Annotated in this window: 17 protein-coding genes; 11 read left to right on the top strand and 6 right to left on the bottom strand. The window is 67.3% G+C overall.

Annotated features, from left to right (window positions below; translation table 11 throughout):
• Positions 1-11 precede the first annotated feature (11 nt).
• Both ACLB1G_RS18715 and ACLB1G_RS18710 read left to right on the top strand, forming a co-directional pair.
• Positions 12-392 (top strand): glutaredoxin, encoded by a 381-nt coding sequence (locus ACLB1G_RS18715; RefSeq protein WP_491628748.1) that lies wholly within the window; start codon positions 12-14, stop codon positions 390-392.
• 28 nt (positions 393-420) lie between these two features.
• Complete coding sequence (locus ACLB1G_RS18710) at positions 421-837, top strand: PPC domain-containing DNA-binding protein (RefSeq protein ID WP_491628919.1); 417 nt, start codon at positions 421-423, stop codon at positions 835-837.
• Between the two features lie 28 nt (positions 838-865).
• Here the strand turns inward: ACLB1G_RS18710 and ACLB1G_RS18705 are convergent, their stop codons facing one another.
• The 3 genes from ACLB1G_RS18705 to ACLB1G_RS18695 form a co-directional block, all read right to left on the bottom strand.
• Positions 866-1,168 carry a protealysin inhibitor emfourin gene (locus ACLB1G_RS18705; protein ID WP_491628747.1) on the bottom strand — a complete coding sequence of 101 codons (303 nt, stop codon included), beginning with the start codon at positions 1,166-1,168 and terminating at the stop codon, positions 866-868.
• An 11-nt stretch (positions 1,169-1,179) separates the two neighbouring features.
• Positions 1,180-2,205, bottom strand: coding sequence for a M4 family metallopeptidase (locus ACLB1G_RS18700; protein WP_491628746.1), 1,026 nt, complete (start codon positions 2,203-2,205; stop codon positions 1,180-1,182).
• A gap of 66 nt (positions 2,206-2,271) precedes the next feature.
• Entirely contained in the window at positions 2,272-2,490 is a 219-nt protein-coding gene (locus ACLB1G_RS18695; protein WP_491628745.1) for a DUF3820 family protein, read from the bottom strand.
• A 60-nt stretch (positions 2,491-2,550) separates the two neighbouring features.
• Here ACLB1G_RS18695 and ACLB1G_RS18690 point away from each other — a divergent pair, with 60 nt between their 5' ends.
• The 3 genes from ACLB1G_RS18690 (at position 2,551) to ACLB1G_RS18680 (ending at position 4,378) form a co-directional block, all read left to right on the top strand.
• Positions 2,551-2,853 (top strand): type II toxin-antitoxin system RelE/ParE family toxin, encoded by a 303-nt coding sequence (locus tag ACLB1G_RS18690; RefSeq protein ID WP_491628744.1) that lies wholly within the window; start codon positions 2,551-2,553, stop codon positions 2,851-2,853.
• Positions 2,846-3,076, top strand: coding sequence for a helix-turn-helix domain-containing transcriptional regulator (locus ACLB1G_RS18685; RefSeq protein ID WP_491628743.1), 231 nt, complete (start codon positions 2,846-2,848; stop codon positions 3,074-3,076). Before ACLB1G_RS18690 ends, ACLB1G_RS18685 begins: the two co-directional genes overlap by 8 nt.
• Positions 3,077-3,169: 93 nt before the next feature.
• A complete protein-coding gene (locus ACLB1G_RS18680; protein WP_491628742.1) occupies positions 3,170-4,378 on the top strand; it encodes an MFS transporter in 1,209 nt (402 codons plus the stop codon).
• Positions 4,379-4,384: 6 nt separating this feature from the next.
• Here the strand turns inward: ACLB1G_RS18680 and dgt are convergent, their stop codons facing one another.
• Positions 4,385-5,605, bottom strand: coding sequence for a dGTP triphosphohydrolase (gene dgt, locus ACLB1G_RS18675; RefSeq protein WP_491628741.1), 1,221 nt, complete (start codon positions 5,603-5,605; stop codon positions 4,385-4,387).
• Positions 5,606-5,690: 85 nt separating this feature from the next.
• Between dgt and ACLB1G_RS18670 the strand changes: the two genes are divergently transcribed.
• Entirely contained in the window at positions 5,691-7,142 is a 1,452-nt protein-coding gene (locus tag ACLB1G_RS18670) for a sodium:solute symporter (RefSeq protein WP_491628740.1), read from the top strand.
• Positions 7,143-7,178: 36 nt separating this feature from the next.
• Positions 7,179-9,050 carry a signal peptide peptidase SppA gene (gene sppA / locus ACLB1G_RS18665; RefSeq protein WP_491628739.1) on the top strand — a complete coding sequence of 624 codons (1,872 nt, stop codon included), beginning with the start codon at positions 7,179-7,181 and terminating at the stop codon, positions 9,048-9,050.
• A gap of 194 nt (positions 9,051-9,244) precedes the next feature.
• Here sppA and ACLB1G_RS18660 read toward each other — a convergent pair whose 3' ends face one another.
• Positions 9,245-10,543, bottom strand: coding sequence for a sensor histidine kinase (locus tag ACLB1G_RS18660; RefSeq protein ID WP_491628738.1), 1,299 nt, complete (start codon positions 10,541-10,543; stop codon positions 9,245-9,247).
• A complete protein-coding gene (locus tag ACLB1G_RS18655; protein WP_491628737.1) occupies positions 10,543-11,253 on the bottom strand; it encodes a response regulator in 711 nt (236 codons plus the stop codon). The genes ACLB1G_RS18660 and ACLB1G_RS18655 overlap by 1 nt, the downstream gene beginning before the upstream one ends.
• A gap of 243 nt (positions 11,254-11,496) precedes the next feature.
• Between ACLB1G_RS18655 and ACLB1G_RS18650 the strand changes: the two genes are divergently transcribed.
• Genes ACLB1G_RS18650 through ACLB1G_RS18635 form a run of 4 tightly spaced genes read left to right on the top strand, consistent with a single transcriptional unit; the run spans position 11,497 to position 20,829 of the window.
• Entirely contained in the window at positions 11,497-13,002 is a 1,506-nt protein-coding gene (locus ACLB1G_RS18650) for an efflux RND transporter periplasmic adaptor subunit (RefSeq protein ID WP_491628736.1), read from the top strand.
• On the top strand, positions 12,999-16,124 hold the full coding sequence (locus ACLB1G_RS18645) for an efflux RND transporter permease subunit (RefSeq protein ID WP_491628735.1): 3,126 nt from the start codon (positions 12,999-13,001) through the stop codon (positions 16,122-16,124). The genes ACLB1G_RS18650 and ACLB1G_RS18645 overlap by 4 nt, the downstream gene beginning before the upstream one ends.
• Positions 16,121-19,402 (top strand): efflux RND transporter permease subunit, encoded by a 3,282-nt coding sequence (locus ACLB1G_RS18640; protein ID WP_491628734.1) that lies wholly within the window; start codon positions 16,121-16,123, stop codon positions 19,400-19,402. Before ACLB1G_RS18645 ends, ACLB1G_RS18640 begins: the two co-directional genes overlap by 4 nt.
• Positions 19,399-20,829: an efflux transporter outer membrane subunit gene (locus ACLB1G_RS18635; protein WP_491628733.1), complete on the top strand. Its 1,431-nt coding sequence runs from the start codon at positions 19,399-19,401 to the stop codon at positions 20,827-20,829. Before ACLB1G_RS18640 ends, ACLB1G_RS18635 begins: the two co-directional genes overlap by 4 nt.
• Positions 20,830-20,867 lie beyond the last annotated feature (38 nt).

The following is a 20,867-nucleotide window of genomic DNA, read 5'->3' as shown; positions in this document are numbered from 1 at the left end:
AGGACGCTACCATGACCCGCAACATCCTGGATGAATCGCGCATCCATCCTTCGATACGCGCCACCATCAGCAACTTCAATGCCGACATCGTGCGCGAGGTGCAGGCCGCGGTGGCGGCCCATGCCATCGTGGTGGTGGGCATGTCGCTCAATCCCTTCCCGCGCAAGGCGCGCAAGCTGCTGGACCGGCTGGGCGCGCAATACCAGTACCTGGAATACGGCAGCTACTTTTCGCATTGGCGCCCGCGCAGCGCGCTCAAGCTGTGGACCGGCTGGCCGACTTTTCCCATGATTTTCATCAACGGCACCCTGGTGGGCGGCGCCCAGGAACTGCAGAAGCTGGTGGACCAGGGCGAATTCGCCCGCATGGTGGGAGCGCGCGCCAGTGCCTGACACTGCCGATGATGCGGCCACACTGCGCATGCTGCCGCTGCGCCTGGCGCCGGGGCAGGACCTGCGCGCGGCCCTGATGGAGGCCTTGCACGCCAGCGGCGCCCAGGCCGGCTACGTGCTGCAGGGCATGGGCAGCCTGGGCGCCGCCATGCTGCGCTATGCGGGCCGCGCCCAGCCAACAGCGCTGGCCGGCGACATGGAAATCCTCACCTTGGCCGGATCGCTGGCGCCTGATGGCGTGCATCTGCACATGTCGGTGTCGGATGCGGATGGCGTGGTGCGCGGCGGCCATGTGACTGCCGGCTGCGTGGTGCGCACCACGGCCGAGGTGCTGGTGGCGCTGCTGCCGGCGCACCGCTTCGACCGTGTGCATGACGCGGCCACCGGCTACCCGGAATTGCTGGTCAGTCCGGCGCGTGCCGATGGCGGCGTTCGGTCGGTTTGACGCGGCCTCCGGCTATCCGGACTGCTGCTCAGTCCGGCGCCAACCGGTTGAGGCGTTCCGTCAGTTCGCGTAGCGGCGCCGGCGCGGCGTCCAGGTGGTAGCGCACCTGGTGTGCACGGCCGCCGTCCTCGGCGCGCAGGGTGTACTGGAAATCCCAGGATTGCGGCTGCGGCTTGACCAGCTGGTCCGGCAGGGCGAAGAAATCGCAGGCGGCCAGCAGGCTGCGCAGTTCGCCGGCGCGGGCAGGGGGCAGGGCGTCCAGGTCCACGCTGCGCGCCTGCGCCCCGGCCGGGCCGGTGAATCCGCCGCTGCTGCTCAGGCGCAGGTGCATGACTACCTCCTTCAGATCACGCCAACCACTTTCCACGCCGCCTGCACCGCGTGCTGCTCGGCCGAATTGGCGCCGTACAGCAGGGCGGCGGCGTCACTGGTGGCCTGGGCGAATTCGGCAAAGGTGGCGGTCGACGTTACCAGCGGCAGGGCCTTGTACCAGATCGGCGCCGCCTTGTCCCAGGAATTGCCCTTCAAGGCGATGGCGGCCGCATAGAAGGCGTGGTTGGGGATGCCGGAATTGGTGTGCACGTCGCCGCCTTCCACATAGCCGGCCATGGTCTTGGGCTGGTCGTCGCCGGACCAGGTCAGGGCGGTGTTGCCCGGATCGGCCATCGAGCGCAGCGCCTTGCCCACGGCCGGCGCCATGATGCCGGCGCCGATCAGCCAGTCGGCCTGCTCCACGCTTTGCTTGAGACGCCATTGCTTGACCACGCTGCCGAACACGTCCGAGATGGATTCGTTCAGGGCGCCGCTCTGGTCCTCGTACACCAGCCCGCCCGGCACGGTGTACTGGGTCACGCCGTGGGTCAGCTCGTGGGCGATCACGTCGATGGCGCCGGTAAAGCCGAGGAAGGACTTGCCGTCGCCATCGCCGTACACCATTTGCTGGCCGTTCCAGAAGGCGTTGTTGAACTTCGTGCTGTAGTGGACCGTGGAATCGAGCCGCAGTCCCTTGCCATCGATGGAATTGCGCTTCAGGACTTCCAGGTAGAAATCGTAGGTGGCGCCGGCGCCGTCGAAAGCCTGGTTCACTGCCTCGTCCTTGACGGCGGCATCGGCTTCGCCGCGCGCCAGTTTGCCGGGCAGGGTGGTCTTGTGTTTCGCGTCGTACACGGTGCGGCGTTTTTCGCCTGTGCTCTGGGTGCTCAGCGACAGCTGCGGCGAGGCCATGCGCTGGCCGCGCAGCAAGGCCGAACGTTCGATCTGCAGCAGCAACTGCTTGCGTTCCTCGGCATCGCTGCAGGCCTCGGCCAGCTTGCGCAGCAGTTTGGACGGGATGATGAAGCAGGTGCAGTGGCGGGAATGGACGTGCATGGGGCGGCTCCTTGACATTGCATTCTCATCATTATGCACAGAAGTGCAATGCCGCGCCCTTGCCGTTCAACGGTGCGGCCGCAGCGGGGCCAGCAAGTGGCGCAGGTTGTTGTGGTCCAGCTCGTACATGAGGGCCAGCAGCCCGCCCAGCTCGCCGCTGGGATAGCCCTCGCGGGCGAACCAGGCCAGGTAATTGCCCGGCAAGTCCGCCAGCAGCGTGCCCTTGTGCTTCCCGAACGGCATTTCCCGCTTGACCAGCAGGGCGAGTTTTTCAGAAGAGTCCATAAAGTCCCGTTAGATTCGTCTCAATGCGGATTGTAGTGCCCCGACTACGATCATGGCATTATGCAGATTATCCAATCCAGGACGTACAGCCTGTGGTACGCAAAGTTACGGGACCGGCGCGTCAAAGACCAGATTACGGTGCGCTTATCCCGTCTGGCGAGTGGGTTGATAGGCGATGTTGCTTTTGTCGGCGAGGGCTTGCGTGAGCTGCGCATACATGCTGGCCCCGGATACCGGATTTATTATCTGGAACATGGCGGCACAGTGGTGGTCTTACTGTGCGGCGGCGACAAGAGTAGCCAGAAGCGGGATATCGAAAAGGAGCACGAGCTTGCGCGACAGTGGAGGCGCGATCATGGCTGAAGAATTCTTTCCTCTCGATTTGGCGGACTTGCTGGATAGCCCTGAAACTATCCAGTTCTTCGTAGCGGATGCTTTCGAGTCCGGTAACCCGGCTTACATTGAACAAGCTTTCGAACTGGTAGCGCGGGCCAAGGGCCTGGGTGAATTCGCCGCCCGGACCGGCTTGTCAGTCGAAGAGCTGATGGTGGAACTGAAGGCGGGCAGCGTTTACTGCCAGTTATGACTCAAGGTCAAATATTATATGAATTTTTTGGCCTATATCGAAATATCCTAAATAAGCATACTGCACGACATTATCTTTTCATGGAGTGCAGCCATGCCTATCGCTTTGCTGGCGCTGACCATCAGCGCCTTTGCCATCGGGACTACCGAATTCGTCATTGTCGGCCTGTTGCCGACCATCGCCGCCGATCTCGGCGTCGCCCTGCCTTCCGCCGGTCTGCTGGTCAGCCTGTACGCCATGGGCGTGGCCGTCGGTGCGCCCGTGCTGACCGCCCTGACCGGCAAGTTGCCGCGCAAGACCCTGCTGCTGGCGCTGATGGTGCTGTTCACCATCGGCAACCTGCTGGCCTGGCAGGCGCCCGGGTATACCTCGCTGATCGTGGCGCGCATTCTGACCGGGCTGGCGCACGGCGTGTTCTTCTCGATAGGTTCCACCATCGCCACCTCGCTGGTGCCGCGCGAGAAGGCCGCCAGCGCCATCGCCATCATGTTTACCGGCCTGACCGTGGCCCTGGTCACCGGCGTGCCGCTGGGCACCTTCATCGGCCAGCACTTCGGCTGGCGCGCCACCTTCCTGGCCGTCTCGGCCCTGGGCGTGGCCGCCTTCCTCGGCAGCCTGGCCTTCGTGCCGTCCAACATCGCGCACAGCAAGCCGGCCTCGCTGCTGCAGCAGGCAAGAGTACTGGCACAGCCGCGCCTGCTGCTGGTGTACGCCATGACGGCGGTCGGCTATGGCGGCTCCTTCATTGCCTTTACCTATCTGGCGCCCATCCTGCAGCAGGTGAGCGGCTTCAGCGAGAACGCGGTCGGGCTGGTGATGCTGGTGTACGGCGTGTCTGTCGCGGTGGGCAATATCTGGGGCGGCAAGCTGGCCGACCGGCGCGGCCCGGTGGGCGCCCTGAAGCTCATCTTCCTGGGCCTGGCCGCGGTTCTGCTGGCGCTCAGCTTTACCGCGCCGTATCAGTGGGCGGTGCTGCTCACGGTGCTGCTGTGGGGCGCGGTCGCCTTCGGCAACGTGGCCGGCCTGCAGGTGTACGTGGTGCAGCAAGCCGAGCACTATACGCCGCAAGCGGTGGACGTGGCCTCGGGCCTGAACATCGCCGCCTTCAACCTCGGCATCGCCGGCGGCGCCTGGGGCGGCGGCCTGATCGTCGACCACCTGGGCCTGGCGCACACCGGCTGGATAGGTGCGCTGACCGTGCTGGGCGCCTACGGCCTGACCGCCCTCAGCGGCCGCTTGGACCGGCTGTATCCGCGTCCGGCCGGCAGCGGCGCGCGATCGGTACACGCCGCCGCACACTAACTGGCATCAGCGCCAGTAGATGGCATCCAGGCTGCCCTTGCCGAAGTATTTTTCGTATTCCTGGGCAGCGTAGGAATCCATCATGCCGGCGATGTAGTCGACCACCAGCCGCTCGCGGCTGTCCTTCAGGCAGCGCAGCTCGGGCGGCAACAGCACGTTATTCTTGTTGTACTGGCGGTCGGTCAGCACCTCGTACAGGCCGCGGATGATTTTCTCGCCGCGCTTTTCGTACAGCTGCACTTCCTTCTTGCGCAGGATGGCTTTCCACAGCAGGCTTTTCAGGCCCTTGGCCAGCGGCGCCATGCTGCGGTAGCCCAGCTCCGGGCCGTGATCTCCGTCCACCACGGCGATGTCGCGGCACAGCTCATGCACGATCTGGCCGGTCAGCTCCTTGCGCAGCACGATGGAGTATTCCTCCGAACTGTCCTGCGCCTCGCACTTCAAGGCTTCCTCGTGCGCGTGGTGGGCGATGCGCGAGAACGGTTCGTAGGCCGCCGCAAACTCCCTGCTGATCTTGAACTCGTGGACGATCTCGCCCCAAGTGATGATGCCGAAGCTGAGCGCATCCTCGACGTCGTGCGCGGCGTAGGCGATTTCGTCGGACAGGTCCATGATTTGCGCATCGATGCTCTTGCGCTGGGTGATGCCGTGGCGCGCCAGCTCGGCCGCCAGGAAATCGTGATCTTCGTCGTACAGGAACTTGCGCCGGTTGTCGGCGCGCCGGTGGAAGTATTTCGTGATGCCGAACAGCGAACGCACCGTCAGGTTCAGACCCGGATAAGCATGATGCTTCTTCTCCAGCGTACGCAGGATGCGGAAAGCCTGGGCGTTGCCCTCGAAGCCGCCGTGCTCCGCGCAGAGCTCGTTCAATATCTTCTCGCCGTAATGGCCGAAGGGCGGGTTGCCGATATCGTGCGCCAGCGCGCAGGTTTCCGACACCACGCTGCGCTCCAGTCCCAGGTCGGCCGCGATCGAACGGGCGATCTGCGCCACCTCCAGGCTGTGGGTCAGGCGGTTCCGGTTGGAGCGGTTGGCGTCCATGCCCAGCAGCTGCATCTTTCCCTGCAGGCAGCGGAAGGAGGTCGAATACAGTACCCGCGCGTAGTCGCGCATGCCTTCCTCGCGTCCGGCGCCGCGCTGGTCGGACTGGGCGTGCACCCGGTATTCCAGCGGTAGCACCAGCGCTTCCTGTTGCTTGGCAAATGCGATGGTGTCGTCTGCGTACATGGTCTTCCTTTCATGGTCCGCCAGCGATTCTAAGCGAGGCAGTGTATATTGCTGGCGAATTTTATCTTCGCATTGAAAGTTTTACATGTCGCCAGTCTTCTTGTCCGCCATCGTGGTTGCCTATTTCTGCCTGCTGCTGGCGGTGGCCTGGGCCACCGGCCGCCGCGCCAATGACGACGGCTACTTCATCGGCAACAAGAGCAGCAACTGGGTGGTGGTGGCCTTCGGGATGGTGGGCGCCACCATGAGCGGCGTCACCTTCGTCAGCGTGCCGGGCGCCGTGGGGCGCGACGGTTTCGGCTACCTGCAGGTGGTGCTCGGCTATGTGCTGGGCTACGCGGCCGTGGCCCTGTTCCTGCTGCCACTGTACTACCGGCTCGGCCTGACCTCGATCTACCGCTATCTCGATATGCGCCTGGGGCGCCGCGCCTACCAGAGCGGGGCCGCCTTTTTCATGCTGTCGCGCACCCTGTCCTCGACGGCGCGGCTGTACCTGGTGGTGCACGTGCTGCAGGCAGCCATCCTGGACAGCCTGGGCGTGCCGTTCTGGCTGACCACCGCTGCCATCCTTGCCATGATACTGCTGTACACCTACCAGGGCGGGGTCAAGACCATCGTCTGGACCGACACCCTGCAGACCGCCGCCATGCTGCTCGGCCTGGGCGCCTGCATCGTGTTCCTGCTGCGGGCGCTGGACATGGACGTGGGCGCCAGCCTGGCGCGCATGGGGGAGCTGGACATCTCGCGCATCTGGACCTGGGATGGCGACAGTCCGGCCAACGCGTGGAAGCAGATCGCGGCCGGCTTCTTCATCGTGCTGGCCATGACCGGCATGGACCAGGAGATGATGCAGAAGAATATCTCGGTGCGCACCCTGCGCGATTCGCAGAAAAACATGCTGCTGCTGACCGTGGTGCTGACCGCCGTGCTGGCGCTGCTGGTCTACCTGGGCGGCCTGCTGCAGCTGTACCGGCCCGTGGCGGGTGTCACGGCCGGCGGCGACCAGCTGTTCCCGGCCGTCGTCATGGGCCACATGCCGGCCGCCATGCAGCTGGTGTTCCTGGTGGCCCTGGTCTCGGCCTTGTTCCCCAGCGCGGACGGCGCCATCACGGCGCTCACTTCCAGCTTCTGCAACGACATCCTGCGCCTGCCCGAGCGTGGCTTGGATGAGCGCGAGCGCCGCCGCTGGCGCCATGGCGTGCACCTGGGCTACTGCGCCCTGTTCCTCCTGCTGGTGCTGGTGTTCAAATGGGTGGACAACCCCAGCATGGTGGGCCTGGTGCTGAAGCTGGCCGGGTATACCTACGGCCCCTTGCTGGGCCTGTTCGCCTTCGGCCTGCTGACCCGGCGCGCGGTGCGCGACCGCTGGGTGCCGCTGGTGGCCGTGGCCAGCCCCGCGCTATGCTATTTGATCGACGTCAACCAGCCCTTGCTTTTGGGCAGCTACCGGATAGGCCTGGAACTGCTTATCCTGAACGGACTGCTGGTGTTTGCCGGACTGCTATTCATTTCCAAAGCGCAACGCTTGCAAACATAGTAAGATTGCCACTTCATTTGAACGACAGGAGCACAGATGTCCCGATCGCCTTTTGCTTATCTCCGTAGCGGCCTGGCCTGGTTGTGGCGGGCCGTGGACGCCGGCCGCCGCACGGTGCTCAACCTGATTTTCCTGCTGATCGTCGCGGCGCTGCTGTACGCCCTGTTTGGCGGCGGCGCCAAGCCGCTGCAGCCCAAGACCACGCTGGTGCTGGACCTCAAGGGCCAGCTGGTGGAGCAATCCAGCGTCAACGCGCGCGAAGCCCTGCTGGCCGGCGCCAGCGGCGGCGAGGTGCACAAGATGCTGCAGCTGCGCGACGTTCTGGCCGTGCTGGAGACGGCCGCCAAGGATCCCGACGTCAGCGGCGCCGTGCTGCTGGTGGACGAGATGGAAGGCGGCGGCCAGGCCATGCTGCGCGAAGTCGCGGCCGGGCTGGAACGCTTCAAGAAGGCCGGCAAGCCGGTGGTGGCCTGGGGCGCCAGCTATGACCAGCGCCAGTATTTGCTGGCGGCGCACGCCAGCGAAGTCTATGTCCATCCCATGGGCGCCGTGATGCTGCAGGGCTTCGGCCGCTACCGCAACTACTACCGCGACGCGCTGGACAAGCTGGGCGTGACCGTGAACCTAATGCGGGTCGGCACCTACAAGAGCTTTGCCGAGCCGTACATCGCCAACGGCCCGTCGCCGGCCGCCACCGAGGCCGAAAACTACCTGAACGGCGCCCTGTGGGCGGCCTACACGGGCGAGGTGGAAACGGCGCGCAAGCTGCCGCAGGGCGCGGTGATGCAGTTGATCGACGATTTGCCGGCGCGCGTCACCGCCGTCAACGGCGACCTGGCCAAGCTGACCCTGCAGGCCAAGCTGGTGGACGGCCTCAAGACCAAGGATGAAATCCGCCAGCTGATGATCTCGCGCGGCTCGCTGGACGCCGACGGCAAGACCTTCCGCCAGATCTCGTACGAGGATTACCTGTCGCGCATCCACCCCAGGCTGACCGGCGACGCCGTGGGCGTGATCGTGGCCCAGGGCGAGATCAGCGACGGCAGCGCCGGTCCGGGCTCCATCGGCGGCGACTCCACTTCCAAGCTGATACGCATGGCGCGCGAGGATGACCATATCAAGGCCGTGGTGCTGCGCGTGGATTCGCCCGGCGGCAGCGCCTTTGCCTCCGAGCTGATACGGCGCGAACTGGAGCTGACGCGCGCGGCTGGCAAGCCGGTGGTGGTCTCCATGGGCAATGTGGCGGCCTCGGGCGGCTACTGGATCTCCATGGCCTCGGATGAAGTGATCGCCGATCCGACCACGGTGACCGGTTCGATCGGCGTGTTCGCCATCCTGCCCACGGCCGAGAAAGTGATCGACAAGCTGGGCATCCACACGGCCGGTTCGCCGACCACCTGGCTGGCCGACGCCACCAATCCGCTGCGTCCGCTGGACCCGCGCATGCAGCAGGTGGTGCAGGGCTCGATCAACCACATCTACGCCGAATTCACCAGCAAGGCCGCGCAGGCGCGCAAGACCACGCCGGAGAAGATTGACGCCGTGGCCCAGGGCCGGGTCTGGACCGGGGCCCAGGCCAAGGAGCGCGGCCTGGTCGACACGCTGGGCAACTTCGGCGACGCGCTGAAGTCGGCCGCGCAGCGCGCCAAGCTGGGGCCGGACTACCGCGTGGCCTACATCGAGCGCGAGAGCAGCAAGCTGGAACGCCTGTTCAACATGTTCGGCGACTCGGCCCGCGCCAGTGTTGCCCGGGCGGTGCTGGGCGACGTGAAGCTGGGCCTGTCCACCACCGGCCTGCCGCTGGGCGCCGCCACCGGCATCGCACGCGACATGGGCTGGCTGAACGAAGTCAGCAGCGGCCGCAAACCCTTCGAGGCAGTCACCCACTGCCTGTGCGAGTCCCCGTAAGCACCGGCGCAGGCACGCGCTTGCTGCCGCGCCTGTGTCACCCCACCCTGGTGTCCACCCCACCCTGGTGTCCACCCTGGTGTCCACCCTGGCACCCTGGTGTCAGATCTGCCATTGGTACATGAGGCTGCTTCGTTAAAGCAAGCTCATGTACTTTTGGCAGATCTGACACCAAGGGGTGGACAGCAAGGGGTTCAGCGGGCGGGCAGGGTGATGATGAAGCGGCTGCGGCCTTCGGGGGCGGGGACGCAGACGGCGTCGCCGCCGTGGCGGCGGGCGATCTGGCGCACCAGGGCCAGGCCCAGCCCGGCGCCGTCGTTGTCGCGCGTGCGGCGGCGCCGGTAGAACGGTTCGAAGATGCGCTCGAATTCGTCGCGCGGGATGCCGCTGCCGCCATCCCATACAGTCAGCCTGACCTCGGCGCCGGCGCGCTCGATCAGCACATGCACCGGCGGGGCGCCGTGGCGGCGCGCGTTTTCCAGCAGGTTGCGCAGCAGGCGCCGCAGCAGTCGGGCATCGCCCAGCACCGTCGCCGGCACCCCGTCCAGCACCGCGTCGTCGTAGTGCGCGCATTCCTCCGCCGCCAGCGCCAGCAGGTCGATTTCTTCCTGCACCATGCTCTCGTGGCGCGCATCGAGCCGGCTGGCCAGCAGGATTTCGTCCAGCAGCTGGTCCAGTTCCGCGATATCCTGTTCCAGCCCGGCCTTGCGCCGGGGCGACAGCTCGTCCTCGCTCAGCTCCAGCGCCAGGCGGATGCGCGCCAGCGGCGTGCGCAGCTCGTGCGAGGCATTGGCCAGCAGCGTCTTGTGCGAGCGCATCAGCTGCTCGATGCGGTCGGCCGCGCGGTTGAAGCTGTGCGCCAGCTGGCCGATTTCATCCTTGCCCTCGACCGCCACCCGCACCGACAAATCGCCCGCGCCCAGGCTCTCGACCCCGCGCTGCAGCCGCTCCAGGCGCCCGGTCAGGTAGCGCACCAGCGGATAGGCAATGATGGCGATGGCCGCCGCCAGCAACAGCAGCACGGTGTGCAGCAGGGCGCGCGGGCGGCCATAGCCCAGCGGCTCGCTGGACAGCAGGCGGCGCCCGTCCGGCAGGCGCAAATAGGTGGCCGAGAATGGCGCCCATGCATAGCGCGCCCCGCCCCAGCGGGCCGGCCGCAGGGGCGGGCCGATGCTGGCGACCAGCCGCCAGTCGCGGTCATACAGCGACAGGTCGGCCCGTATGGTGATAGCCAGCCGCAGCAGCGCCGCCTCCTGCTCGGCCGCCGGCGCGCCGGCCGGGGCGATGCCATGCTGGACCAGGCGCGCCATGGTCATGTCCACGCGGCCCAGCGGCCCGCCGGTGCGCTGCCACATCAGGCCCACGGCCAGGGCAAACAGCAGCAGGGCGGCCAGCAGCGCCAGGTAGATGCGGAAGTACAGGCGCGAGAACGGCCAGGCCAGCCAGGCGCGCCAGTTGCGCCAGGCCGGGGCCGGACCGGGACGGGCCCGCATCAATCCTGCACCTTGGCGAACACGTAGCCGGCCCCGCGCACGGTGATGATGCGGCGCGGTTTCTTGGGATCGTCCTCGACGGCGGCGCGGATGCGCGACATGTGCACGTCGATGGAACGGTCGAAGGCGTCCATGGATTCGCCGCGTACCAGCTCCATCAGCGCCTCGCGCGACAACACCCGGCCGGCGCTGTGCGCCATCGCTGCCAGCAGCTCGAACTGGTGGGCGGTCAGCTCGCAGGGCTTGCCGTCCAGGCGCGCCTGGTGGCCGCGGGTATCGATTTCCAGGCGGCCGAAGCGCAGCACATGGCCGTCCGGCTGGCGCGCGCCGCTGTCGACGCGGCGGCGCAGGATGGCGCGCAGGCGCGCCAGCAGCTCGCGCGGCTCGAACGGCTTGGGCAGGTAATCGTCGGCGCCCAGTTCCAGGCCGATGATGCGGTCGACGGCGTCGCCGCGCGCGGTCAGCATCAGCACCGGGAGGTCGGCCCCGGGACCGCCGCTGCCGCGCAGCTGGCGGCACAGGTCCAGGCCGTCCATGTCGGGCAGCATCAGGTCCAGCACCACGGCGTCGCTCTGGCCCGTGGCCAGGTGCTCCAGGGCGGCGCGGCCGGTGGCGGCGTGGTGCACGCGCAGCCCGGCCTTGCCCAGGTATTCGGCCAGCATGTCGGCCAGGCGCGGGTCGTCTTCCACCAATAAAATACGGTCAGTCATGCGGGATGTCTCAATCTTGCAGTGTTGGAGCGATTGTCAGCGTCCAGCGTAAATCAGTGATGTCGGTTCTGTAAATATTTGTAAAGCGTTTTAAAGCCCTGGCAGGGAAAACACGGGTTTTGTAGCGAGTTTGTATCGTGCATTGGAGCCAACTGCCATTGCCTTGCGGCTTGTGCTAGAGTCCACGGATTCAGGCCTGGCACCTTTTTTGCCCAGGACAGCAAGCTTATAAAAGGATAATCGATGGATTCGCAAGTCAAGCCGCCCCAGAGTGCCGCTCAACCCCGCAGCCGCCGTTCCAAAGTGTTAGGCGGCGTCGTCGTCGTCGCCGCCATGGCCGGCCTGGCCGGCCTGGCCTGGCACCTGACCCACGGCGCCGCCGCCGGGGCGCAAGGCGGCCCTGGCGGGGCGGGCGGTCCAGGCGCCCCCGGCGGCCCTGGCGGTCCGGGAGGCCCCGGTGGTCCTGGCGGCGGGCGCCGCATGCCGTCCACCACGGTGGGCGTGGCGACCGCGCAGCTGGCCGATATCCCGGTCACCATCAACGCCCTGGGTACGGTGACGGCCGCCGCCACCAGCACGGTGCGCCCGCAGGTGTCCGGCATCCTGCAAAAAGTGCTGTTCAAGGAAGGCCAGATGGTCAAGGCCGGCCAGGTGCTGGCCCAGATCGATGCGCGCCAGTTTGAAATGGCGCTGCTGCAGGCCAGCGGCACCCGCCAGCGCGACGAGGCCCAGCTGGAAAACGCCAAACTGACCCTGGAACGCTACCGCACCCTGCTGAGCCAGGACTCGATCGCGCGCCAGGATGTCGATACCCAGGCTGCCCTGGTCAAGCAGCTGGAGGGCACGGTCATGACCGACCGCGCGGCCGAAGGCACGGCCAGGATCAACCTGGGCTACACCAAGGTGGTGGCGCCGATCTCGGGCCGGGTCGGCCTGCGCACGGTCGATATCGGCAACCTGGTCAGCTCCAGCGACAGCACCGGCCTGGCCGTGATCACCCAGCTCTCGCCCATCGACGTGGAATTCACCGTGCCGCAGGACGCCGTGCAGGAAGTGCAGGCGCGCGCGCTGGGCGGCGCCGAGCTGCCGGCCCTGGCTTTCGACCGCACCCGCACCGTGCAGCTGGCCGCCGGCCGCTTCTTCGCGCTGGACAACCAGGTCGATACCGCCACCGGCACCGTCAAGGCCAAGGCCCGCTTCAACAATGACAAGCTGGCCCTGTTCCCCAGCCAGTTCGTCAACGTGCGGCTGGAACTGCGTACCATCAAGGATGCCGTCATGGTTCCCGTCACGGCCCTGCGCCATGGCACCAAGGGTGATTTCGTCTATGTGCTGGGGGCCGACAAGACCGCCGTCATGCGCCCCGTCACGGTGGGCGAATCGACCACCGACAAGGTGCAGATACGCACCGGCGTGAAGGCGGGCGAGCAGGTCATCACGGAAGGCGCCGACCGCCTCAAGGATGGCGCCAAGGTGACCCTGCCGGGCGACCGTCCGGCCGGCGGCCGGCGTGGCCAGGGCGGCCAGGGCGGCCAAGCTGGCCAGGGCGGCCAGCAGGGCGCCGCCGCTGACGGCGCACCAGGTGCGCAGGGTGGCTGGAAAGGCCGCAAGTCCGCAGAGGGAGAGGCCTCCGGTGCTCCGGCCGCCGGGGCGCCGGCCGCCGGTTCGCCGGCCGCCGATGGCGCCAGCGCGCCTGCCGGCGCCGGCGAGCGCCGCCACCGCCAGAAGGAAGGCGCAGCGCAGCAATGAGTCCATCCCGTCCCTTCATCCAGCGTCCGGTAGCGACTTCGCTGCTGATGCTGGCGATCGTGCTGGCAGGCCTGGTCGGCTTCAAGTTCCTGCCGCTGTCGGCCCTGCCGCAGGTCGATTTCCCGACCATCCAGGTCCAGACCCTGTACCCGGGCGGCAGTCCCGAGGTCATGGGCCAGACCGTGACCGCGCCGCTGGAAGCCCAGTTCGGCCAGATGGCCGGCTTGCAGCGCATGAGTTCCACCAGCGCCGCCGGGGTCTCCATCATCACCCTGCAGTTCAACCTGGGCATAGGCCTGGACGTGGCCGAGCAGCAGGTGCAGGCCGCCATCAACGCGGCCAACTCGCTGATGCCGACCGACCTGCCGGCGCCGCCCGTGTACGCCAAGGTCAACCCGGCCGACGCGCCGGTGCTGACCCTGGCCATCACCTCGGACACCATGCCGCTGACCGAGGTGCAGAACATCGTCAACACCCGGCTGGCCCTGAAGATCAGCCAGGTCAACGGCGTCGGCCTGGTGTCGCTGAGCGGCGGCCAGCGTCCGGCCGTGCGCATCCAGGCCGACACCCGCGCCCTGGCCTCGTACGGCCTGGGCCTCGCCACCCTAAAGAGCGCCATCACGGCCGCCAACGCCAACAGCGCCAAGGGCAGTTTCGACGGCCCGACCCGCTCCTTCACCATCAACGCCAACGACCAGCTGCTGACCGCCAACGACTACAAGTCCATGATCGTGTCGTACAAGAACGGCGCCCCGGTGCGCCTGTCCGACGTGGCCCAGGTGGTGGACAGCGCCGAAAACGTCAAGCTGGGCGCCTGGTCCGGCCTGAAGCCGGCCATCATCCTGAACGTGCAGCGCCAGCCCGGCGCCAACGTGATCGCCACTGTGGACGCCATCAAGAAGCGCCTGCCCGAACTGCAGGCCGGCCTGCCGGAAGCGCTGCACGTGGAGGTGCTGAGCGACCGCACCAACGGCATCCGCGCCTCGGTCGAACACGTGGAATTCGAGCTGGTGCTGGCCGTGGTGCTGGTGGTGCTGGTGATTTTCTTCTTCCTGCACAGCGTGCGCGCCACCGTGATCGCCAGCCTGTCGGTGCCGATCTCGCTGATCGGCAGCTGCGGCCTGATGTACTTGCTCGGCTACAGCCTGAACAACCTGTCGCTGATGGCGCTCACCATCGCCACCGGCTTCGTGGTGGACGACGCCATCGTCATGATAGAGAACATTGCGCGCTACATCGAGGAGGGCGAGAAGCCCATGGCCGCCGCGCTCAAGGGCGCCAGCCAGATCGGCTTCACCATCATTTCGCTGACGGTGTCGCTGATCGCGGTGCTGATCCCGCTGCTGTTCATGGGCGACGTGGTGGGACGGCTGTTCCGTGAATTCGCCGTCACCCTGTCGATCACCATCCTGATCTCCGCCGTGGTGTCGCTGACCCTGGTGCCCATGATGTCGGCGCGCTGGCTCAAGAGCCATGACGAAGAGCGTCCGACCCGCTTCGCGCGCGCCACCCAGCGCTTCTTCGACCAGGTCATCGCCAGGTACGACGTGGCGCTGCAATGGGTGTTCCGCCACAGCGGCCTGACCCTACTGATCGCGCTGGCCACCCTGGTGCTGACCGTGCTGCTGTACATCGTCATTCCCAAGGGCCTGTTCCCGACACAGGACACCGGCCAGCTGCAGGCCCGCGTCGAAACCGCGCAGGCGGTGTCCTATGACCGCATGGCCGACCTGCAGCAGCAGGCCGCGCGCGCCATCCTGGACGATCCAGACGTGGAGTCGCTCAGTTCCCTGGTGGGCGTGGACGCGTCCAACAACACCATGCTGCATACCGGCCGCATGCTGATCAACCTGAAGAAAAAGCGCAGCACCGGCCAGCCGGAAACCATGGAGCGGTTGCGCCGCCGCGTCAGCGAGGTGGCCGGCGTCACCCTGTACCTGCAGCCTACCCAGGACCTGACCATCGACGCCGAAACCGGCCCCACCCAGTACCGGGTCTCGCTGGAAGGCGCCGACACCGTCACCGTCACCACCTGGGCCACCAGGCTGGCGCAACAGATGGCCACCCACAAGCAGCTGCGCAACGTGGTGTCGGACGCCGGCGCCACCGCGCCCGGCGCCTATGTCAGCATAGACCGCGACAGCGCTTCGCGCCTGTCGATCACCGCGTCCGCCATCGACGACGCCCTGTACAGCGCCTTCGGCCAGCGCATCGTGTCCACCATCTTCACCGAGACCAACCAGTACCGCGTGATCCTGGAGGCGGCGCCGCATACGCTGACCACCCCGCAGTCGCTGAGCGACCTGCAGCTGATCACCGGTTCCGGCAAGGCCACGCCGCTCTCGGCCGTCGCCAGCGTGATCGAGAAGCCGGCGCCGCTGCAGATCACCCACGTGGCCCAGTATCCGGCCACCACGCTGGGCTTCGACACCGCCGACGGCGTGTCGCTGGGCCGCGCGGTGGACGAAATCCGCGCCGCCGCCCAGGAAATCGGCCTGCCGGCCTCGGTCACCATGACTTTCCTGGGCGCGGCCGGCGCCTACCAGAACTCGCTGTCCAACCAGCTGTGGCTGATTTTGGCGGCCGTGATCTGCGTCTACATCGTGCTGGGCGTGCTATACGAAAGCTATATCCACCCGCTGACCATCCTGTCCACCCTGCCGTCGGCCGGCGTGGGCGCGCTGCTGGCCCTGTGGCTGAGCGGCCAGGACCTGGGCGTGATCGGCATCATCGGCATCATTCTCTTGATCGGTATCGTCAAGAAGAACGCCATCATGATGATCGACTTCGCCATCGAGGCCGAACGCGACGAAGGAAAATCGCCGCGCGAAGCCATCCACCAGGCCGCGCTGCTGCGCTTCCGCCCCATCCTGATGACCACCCTGGCCGCGTTGTTTGCCGCCGTGCCGCTGATGCTGGGCTGGGGCGAGGGCGCCGAGCTGCGCCGCCCGCTGGGCCTGGCCATCTTCGGCGGCCTGATCCTGAGCCAGCTGCTGACCCTGTTCACCACCCCGGTGATCTACCTGGGCTTCGACAGCCTGGGCCAGCGCTGGCGCAAGCGCTTTGGCGATGGCGGCAAAGGGGGCAACCCGCCGGCCGTGCCTGACGGAGCCGCACCGTGAACCTGTCGGAACCGTTCGTACGGCGGCCCATCGCCACCGTCCTCCTGACCGTCGGCCTGGCGCTGGCCGGCATAGGCGCGTTCTTCGCGCTGCCGGTGTCGCCGCTGCCGCAGGTGGATTTTCCTGCCATCTTCGTCAGCGCTTCGCTGCCGGGCGGCAGTCCGGACACCATGGCGTCCAGCGTCGCTACGCCGCTGGAGCGGCGGCTGGGCATCATCGCCGGGGTCAACGAGATGACCTCGACCTCCAGCACCAGTTCGGCCCAGATCAACCTGCAGTTCGACCTGACCCGCAATATCGACGCCGCCGCGCGCGAGGTGCAGGCCGCCATCAACGCCTCGCGCGCCGACCTGCCGGCCACGCTGAAAAGCAATCCGACCTACCGCAAGGCCAATCCATCCGATGCGCCCATCGTCATCCTGGCGCTGACCTCGCCGACCCGCAGCCCGGGCCAGATCTACGAGGCGGTATCCAACCTGGTGCAGCAGAAGATGGCCCAGGTCCAGGGCGTGGGCGACGTGGAGGTGGGCGGCGGTTCGCTGCCGGCGGTGCGGGTCGAGCTCAATCCGTATCAACTGAACCACTACGGGGTGTCGGCCGAGGACGTGCGCGCCGCCCTGCAGGCGGCCAACGCCAACCGGCCCAAGGGCGCGCTGGAAGGGGAGGGCAAGCGCTACCAGATCTATTCCGCGCCCAGCACCGCCCACGGCGGCCGCAGCGCCTCGGACTACCGCGACCTGATCGTGGCCTGGCGCGACAACGCCGCCATCCGCCTGCAGGACGTGGCCGAGGTCGAGGATGGGGTCGAGAACAAGAACACCCTGGGCCTGTTCAACGGCAATCCGGCCGTGATCGTGCTGGTCAAGCGCCAGCCCGGCGCCAACGTGATCGCCACCGTGGACGGGGTGCGCAAGCTGTTGCCCCAGCTGCAGGCGCAGTTGCCGCAGGACATCACTATCCAGGTGGCCTCGGACAGCACCAATTCCATTCGCGCCTCGCTGCACGAGATCGAAGTCACCCTCATCATTTCCATCATCCTGGTGGTGATCGTGGTCAGCGCCTTCCTGCGCAGCGTGCGCGCCACCATCGTGCCCACCGTGGCTACCATCGTGTCGCTGCTGGGCACCTTCGGCGCCATGTATCTGCTGGGCTTCAGCCTGAACAACCTGTCGCTGATGGCGCTCACGGTAGCCACCGGCTTCGTGGTCGATGACGCCATCGTGGTGCTGGAAAACACCCAGCGCCACATCGAGGCCGGCATGGACCGCTTCAAGGCGGCCCTGCTGGGCGCGCGCGAGGTGGGCTTCACGGTGCTGTCGATCAGCCTGTCGCTGGTGGCCGTATTCATTCCGCTGCTGTTCATGGGCGGCCAGGTGGGACGCCTGTTCCGGGAGTTCGCCGTGACCCTGTCGGTGGCGGTCATGATCTCGCTGCTGATCTCGCTCACCACCACGCCCATGATGTGCGCCTGGCTGCTCAAGAGCGGCCACGATCCCAAGCCGCAGGGCCGCATCGCGCGCGCCTTCGAGAACACTTTCCTGTGGACCCAGCGCATGTACGAGCATGCGCTGGACTGGGCCCTGCACAGCGCCGGCATGGTGATGCTGATACTGGTGTTCGTGATCGGCCTGAACGTCTACCTGTTCGCGGCCGCGCCCAAGGGTTTCTTCCCGCAGCAGGACACGGGCCAGATCAACGGCGGCATGCGCGCCGACCAGAGCATCTCGTTCCAGGCCATGCAGGGCAAGCTGCGCCAGCTGGTCAACATCGTCAAGGACGATCCGGCCGTGGCCACCGTGGTCGGCTTCACCGGCGGTTCGCGCGCCGGCGGCGGCTTCATGTTCGTCGACCTCAAGCCGGCCTCGCAGCGCAAGGACGCCGGCCAGGCCGTGATCGCCCGCCTGCGCCCCAAGCTGGCCAAGGTCACCGGCGTGTCGCTGTTCCTCAACCCGGTGCAGGACCTGCGCATGGGCGGGCGCTCCAGCAACTCGACCTACCAGTACACGCTCAAGAGCGACAACCGGGCCGACCTGAAAAAATGGGCGGCGCGCCTGGCCGACGCCATGAAAGCCCAGCCGGAATTGGTGGACATCGATTCCGACCAGGCCGACAACGGCGTCGAAACCTTCGTCACCATCGACAAGGACGCCGCCTCGCGCCTGGGCATGACGGTCACCAACGTGGACAACGCCCTGTACAACAGCTTCGGCCAGCGCCAGGTGTCGACCATCTACGATGAGTTGAACCAGTACCACGTGGTGATGGAAGTGGCGCCGCGCTTTGCCCAGAGCCCGCTGGCGCTGAAGGATGTGTACGTGCCGCGCGGCGTCAGCGCCAGCGTCACCAACGGCGCCGCCGCTACCGCCAACAGTACCGCCTCCACTGCCACCGCCGCCGCCACCACGGCGACTGTCACGGCCAACGGCGGCAACAACACGGCAGCGCGCGACGCCGCCACCGGCACCGCGCTCAACACCTCGGCCAGCACCATGGTGCCGCTGTCGGCCATCGCCTCGGTCAGGGAGCAGTCGACGCCCAGCGCCATCAACCACCAGGATGGCGAGCTGGCGACCACCGTGTCCTTCAACCTGAACCCGGGCTACAGCCTGGGCCAGGGGCAGGCCGCCGTCAAGCAGGCCGAGGCCGACATCGGCATGCCCAACAATGTGCGCGGCAGCTTCCAGGGCACGGCCAAGAGCGCGGAGGACAGCAACCGCGAGCAGCCGCTGCTGATCCTGGCCGCCATCGTCGTGATCTACATCGTGCTGGGCATCCTGTACGAAAGCCTGGTGCACCCCATCACCGTGCTGTCCACCCTGCCGTCGGCCGGCGTGGGCGCCGTGCTGGCCCTGTTGATGTTCAAGATGGAGTTCTCCATTATTGCCCTGATCGGCGTGTTCCTGCTGATCGGCATCGTCAAGAAGAATGCCATCCTGATCATCGACTTTGCGCTGGAGACCGAGCGGGCGCGCGGCATCAGCGCCATCGAGGCGGTGCGCGAAGCCTGTCTGCTGCGCTTCCGGCCCATCCTGATGACCACCCTGGCCGCCGCCCTTGGGGCGCTGCCGCTGGCCATCGGCTTCGGCGAAGGTTCGGAGCTGCGCCAGCCGCTGGGCATCGCCATCATCGGCGGCCTGGTGGCCAGCCAGCTGCTGACCCTGTTCACCACGCCGGTGGTCTACATCCTGATGGACAAGCTGCGCCGCCGCAGTCCGTCCGAACAACACCTGAGCCGCATCCATAGCGAGCCCACTACCGCATCGCCGACTTCGCCATGATCACACACCGTCATTTTCGCCTCACCCTGATCGCCCTGGGCGCCAGCCTGGCCGCCGGCTGCGCCGTCACGCCCGAGTACCAGGTGCCATCCACGCCGCAGGCGGCGGCCTACAAGGAAACCGTGGGCGCCGCCGAGAAGGCGGCCGCCGGCTGGGCCCCGGCCGCGCCGGCCGACACCCTGGAACGCGGTCCCTGGTGGACCCTGTTCGGCGACGCCACCCTGAACCAGCTGATGGAGGGCATCGAAGTCTCCAACCAGAACGTGGCCGCCGCCGTCGCCAACTACGCCCAGGCGCGCGCGCTGGTGGCCGAGCAGCGCGCCAGCCTGTTCCCGTCCGTGACCCTGGACGGCAGCGCCACCCGCTCCGGCGGCGGTGGCGACACCCGTACCGCCAACGCCTACCGCGCCGCCATCGGCGCCAGCTGGGAACCCGACGTGTGGGGCAAGCTGCGCGCTTCCACCAGCGGCGCCGAGGCCAGCGCCCAGGCCAGCGCCGCCGACCTGGCCGCCGCCCGCCTGTCGGCCCAGGGCGAGCTGGCCACCAACTATTTCAACCTGCGGCTGGCAGACGCCACCAAGGCCATGCTGGACGCCACCGTGGAAGGCTATGAGCGGGTCCTGAAGATCACCCAGAACCGCTTCGACGCCGGCATCGCCGCCAAGTCGGACGTGTTGCAGGCCCAGACCCAGCTGGCCAGCGCCCGCATCGACCAGGTCACCCAGCAGCGTTCGCGCGCCGTGCTGGAACATGCGATCGCGGTCCTGCTGGGCAAATCGGCCAGCGACTTCAGTCTGCCGCCGGCGCCGTGGAAGGTGGTGGTGCCGGACGTGCCGGCCGGGATCCCATCGACGCTGCTGCAGCGCCGCCCCGACATCGCCGCCGCCGAGCGCCGCGTGGCCTACGCCAACCAGCAGATCGGCGTGGCGCGCAGCGCCTACTTCCCCTCGCTCAGCCTGAGCGGCTCTTACGGTTACAGCGCGGCCCAGACCGGCGGCTTGTTCAACGCCTCCAACAACCTGTGGTCGCTGGGGCTGTCGGCGGCGCAAACCCTGTTCGACGCCGGCGCCATCAAGGCCAGGGTGGAGGCGGCCCAGGCCTCGCGCGACGCCGCCATTGCCAGCTACCGCCAGACCGTGCTGAACGCCTTTGCCGACGTCGAGGACCAGCTGGCCGCCACCCGCGCCCTGATCCAGCAGCAGGACCTGCGCCGCGCCGCCTCCGAGGCTGCCGACCAGGTCGAGGTGCAGATGCTGAACCGCTACCGTGCCGGCCAGGTCAGCTACAGCGACGTGGTGACGGCCCAGACCACGGCCCTGACCGCGCGCCGCGCCCTGGTGCAGGCCCAGGCCGACCGCCAGACCACGGCCATCGCCCTGATCCAGTCGCTGGGCGGCGGCTGGCACGCCGGGATCGCTTCCAACTGACCCGGCGCGCCGCACCGGACTGCCTCCCGCCGCGCCCC

The sequence above is a fragment of the Duganella kummerowiae genome (assembly GCF_053572355.1).
This window is presented reverse-complemented; position numbering and strand designations above follow the sequence as displayed.

What these genes read in the sequence shown, in the direction of transcription:
- ACLB1G_RS18680 (WP_491628742.1), top strand. Translation starts at nt 3,170, where the DNA reads ATGCCTATCGCTTTGCTGGCGCTGACCATCAGCGCCTTTGCCATCGGG.
- ACLB1G_RS18660 (WP_491628738.1), bottom strand. Translation starts at nt 10,543, where the DNA reads ATGCGGGCCCGTCCCGGTCCGGCCCCGGCCTGGCGCAACTGGCGCGCC.
- ACLB1G_RS18690 (WP_491628744.1), top strand. Translation starts at nt 2,551, where the DNA reads ATGCAGATTATCCAATCCAGGACGTACAGCCTGTGGTACGCAAAGTTA.
- ACLB1G_RS18700 (WP_491628746.1), bottom strand. Translation starts at nt 2,205, where the DNA reads ATGCACGTCCATTCCCGCCACTGCACCTGCTTCATCATCCCGTCCAAA.
- dgt (WP_491628741.1), bottom strand. Translation starts at nt 5,605, where the DNA reads ATGTACGCAGACGACACCATCGCATTTGCCAAGCAACAGGAAGCGCTG.
- ACLB1G_RS18655 (WP_491628737.1), bottom strand. Translation starts at nt 11,253, where the DNA reads ATGACTGACCGTATTTTATTGGTGGAAGACGACCCGCGCCTGGCCGAC.
- ACLB1G_RS18685 (WP_491628743.1), top strand. Translation starts at nt 2,846, where the DNA reads ATGGCTGAAGAATTCTTTCCTCTCGATTTGGCGGACTTGCTGGATAGC.
- ACLB1G_RS18705 (WP_491628747.1), bottom strand. Translation starts at nt 1,168, where the DNA reads ATGCACCTGCGCCTGAGCAGCAGCGGCGGATTCACCGGCCCGGCCGGG.
- ACLB1G_RS18715 (WP_491628748.1), top strand. Translation starts at nt 12, where the DNA reads ATGACCCGCAACATCCTGGATGAATCGCGCATCCATCCTTCGATACGC.
- ACLB1G_RS18710 (WP_491628919.1), top strand. Translation starts at nt 421, where the DNA reads ATGCTGCCGCTGCGCCTGGCGCCGGGGCAGGACCTGCGCGCGGCCCTG.
- ACLB1G_RS18650 (WP_491628736.1), top strand. Translation starts at nt 11,497, where the DNA reads ATGGATTCGCAAGTCAAGCCGCCCCAGAGTGCCGCTCAACCCCGCAGC.
- ACLB1G_RS18645 (WP_491628735.1), top strand. Translation starts at nt 12,999, where the DNA reads ATGAGTCCATCCCGTCCCTTCATCCAGCGTCCGGTAGCGACTTCGCTG.
- ACLB1G_RS18670 (WP_491628740.1), top strand. Translation starts at nt 5,691, where the DNA reads ATGTCGCCAGTCTTCTTGTCCGCCATCGTGGTTGCCTATTTCTGCCTG.
- sppA (WP_491628739.1), top strand. Translation starts at nt 7,179, where the DNA reads ATGTCCCGATCGCCTTTTGCTTATCTCCGTAGCGGCCTGGCCTGGTTG.
- ACLB1G_RS18695 (WP_491628745.1), bottom strand. Translation starts at nt 2,490, where the DNA reads ATGGACTCTTCTGAAAAACTCGCCCTGCTGGTCAAGCGGGAAATGCCG.
- ACLB1G_RS18635 (WP_491628733.1), top strand. Translation starts at nt 19,399, where the DNA reads ATGATCACACACCGTCATTTTCGCCTCACCCTGATCGCCCTGGGCGCC.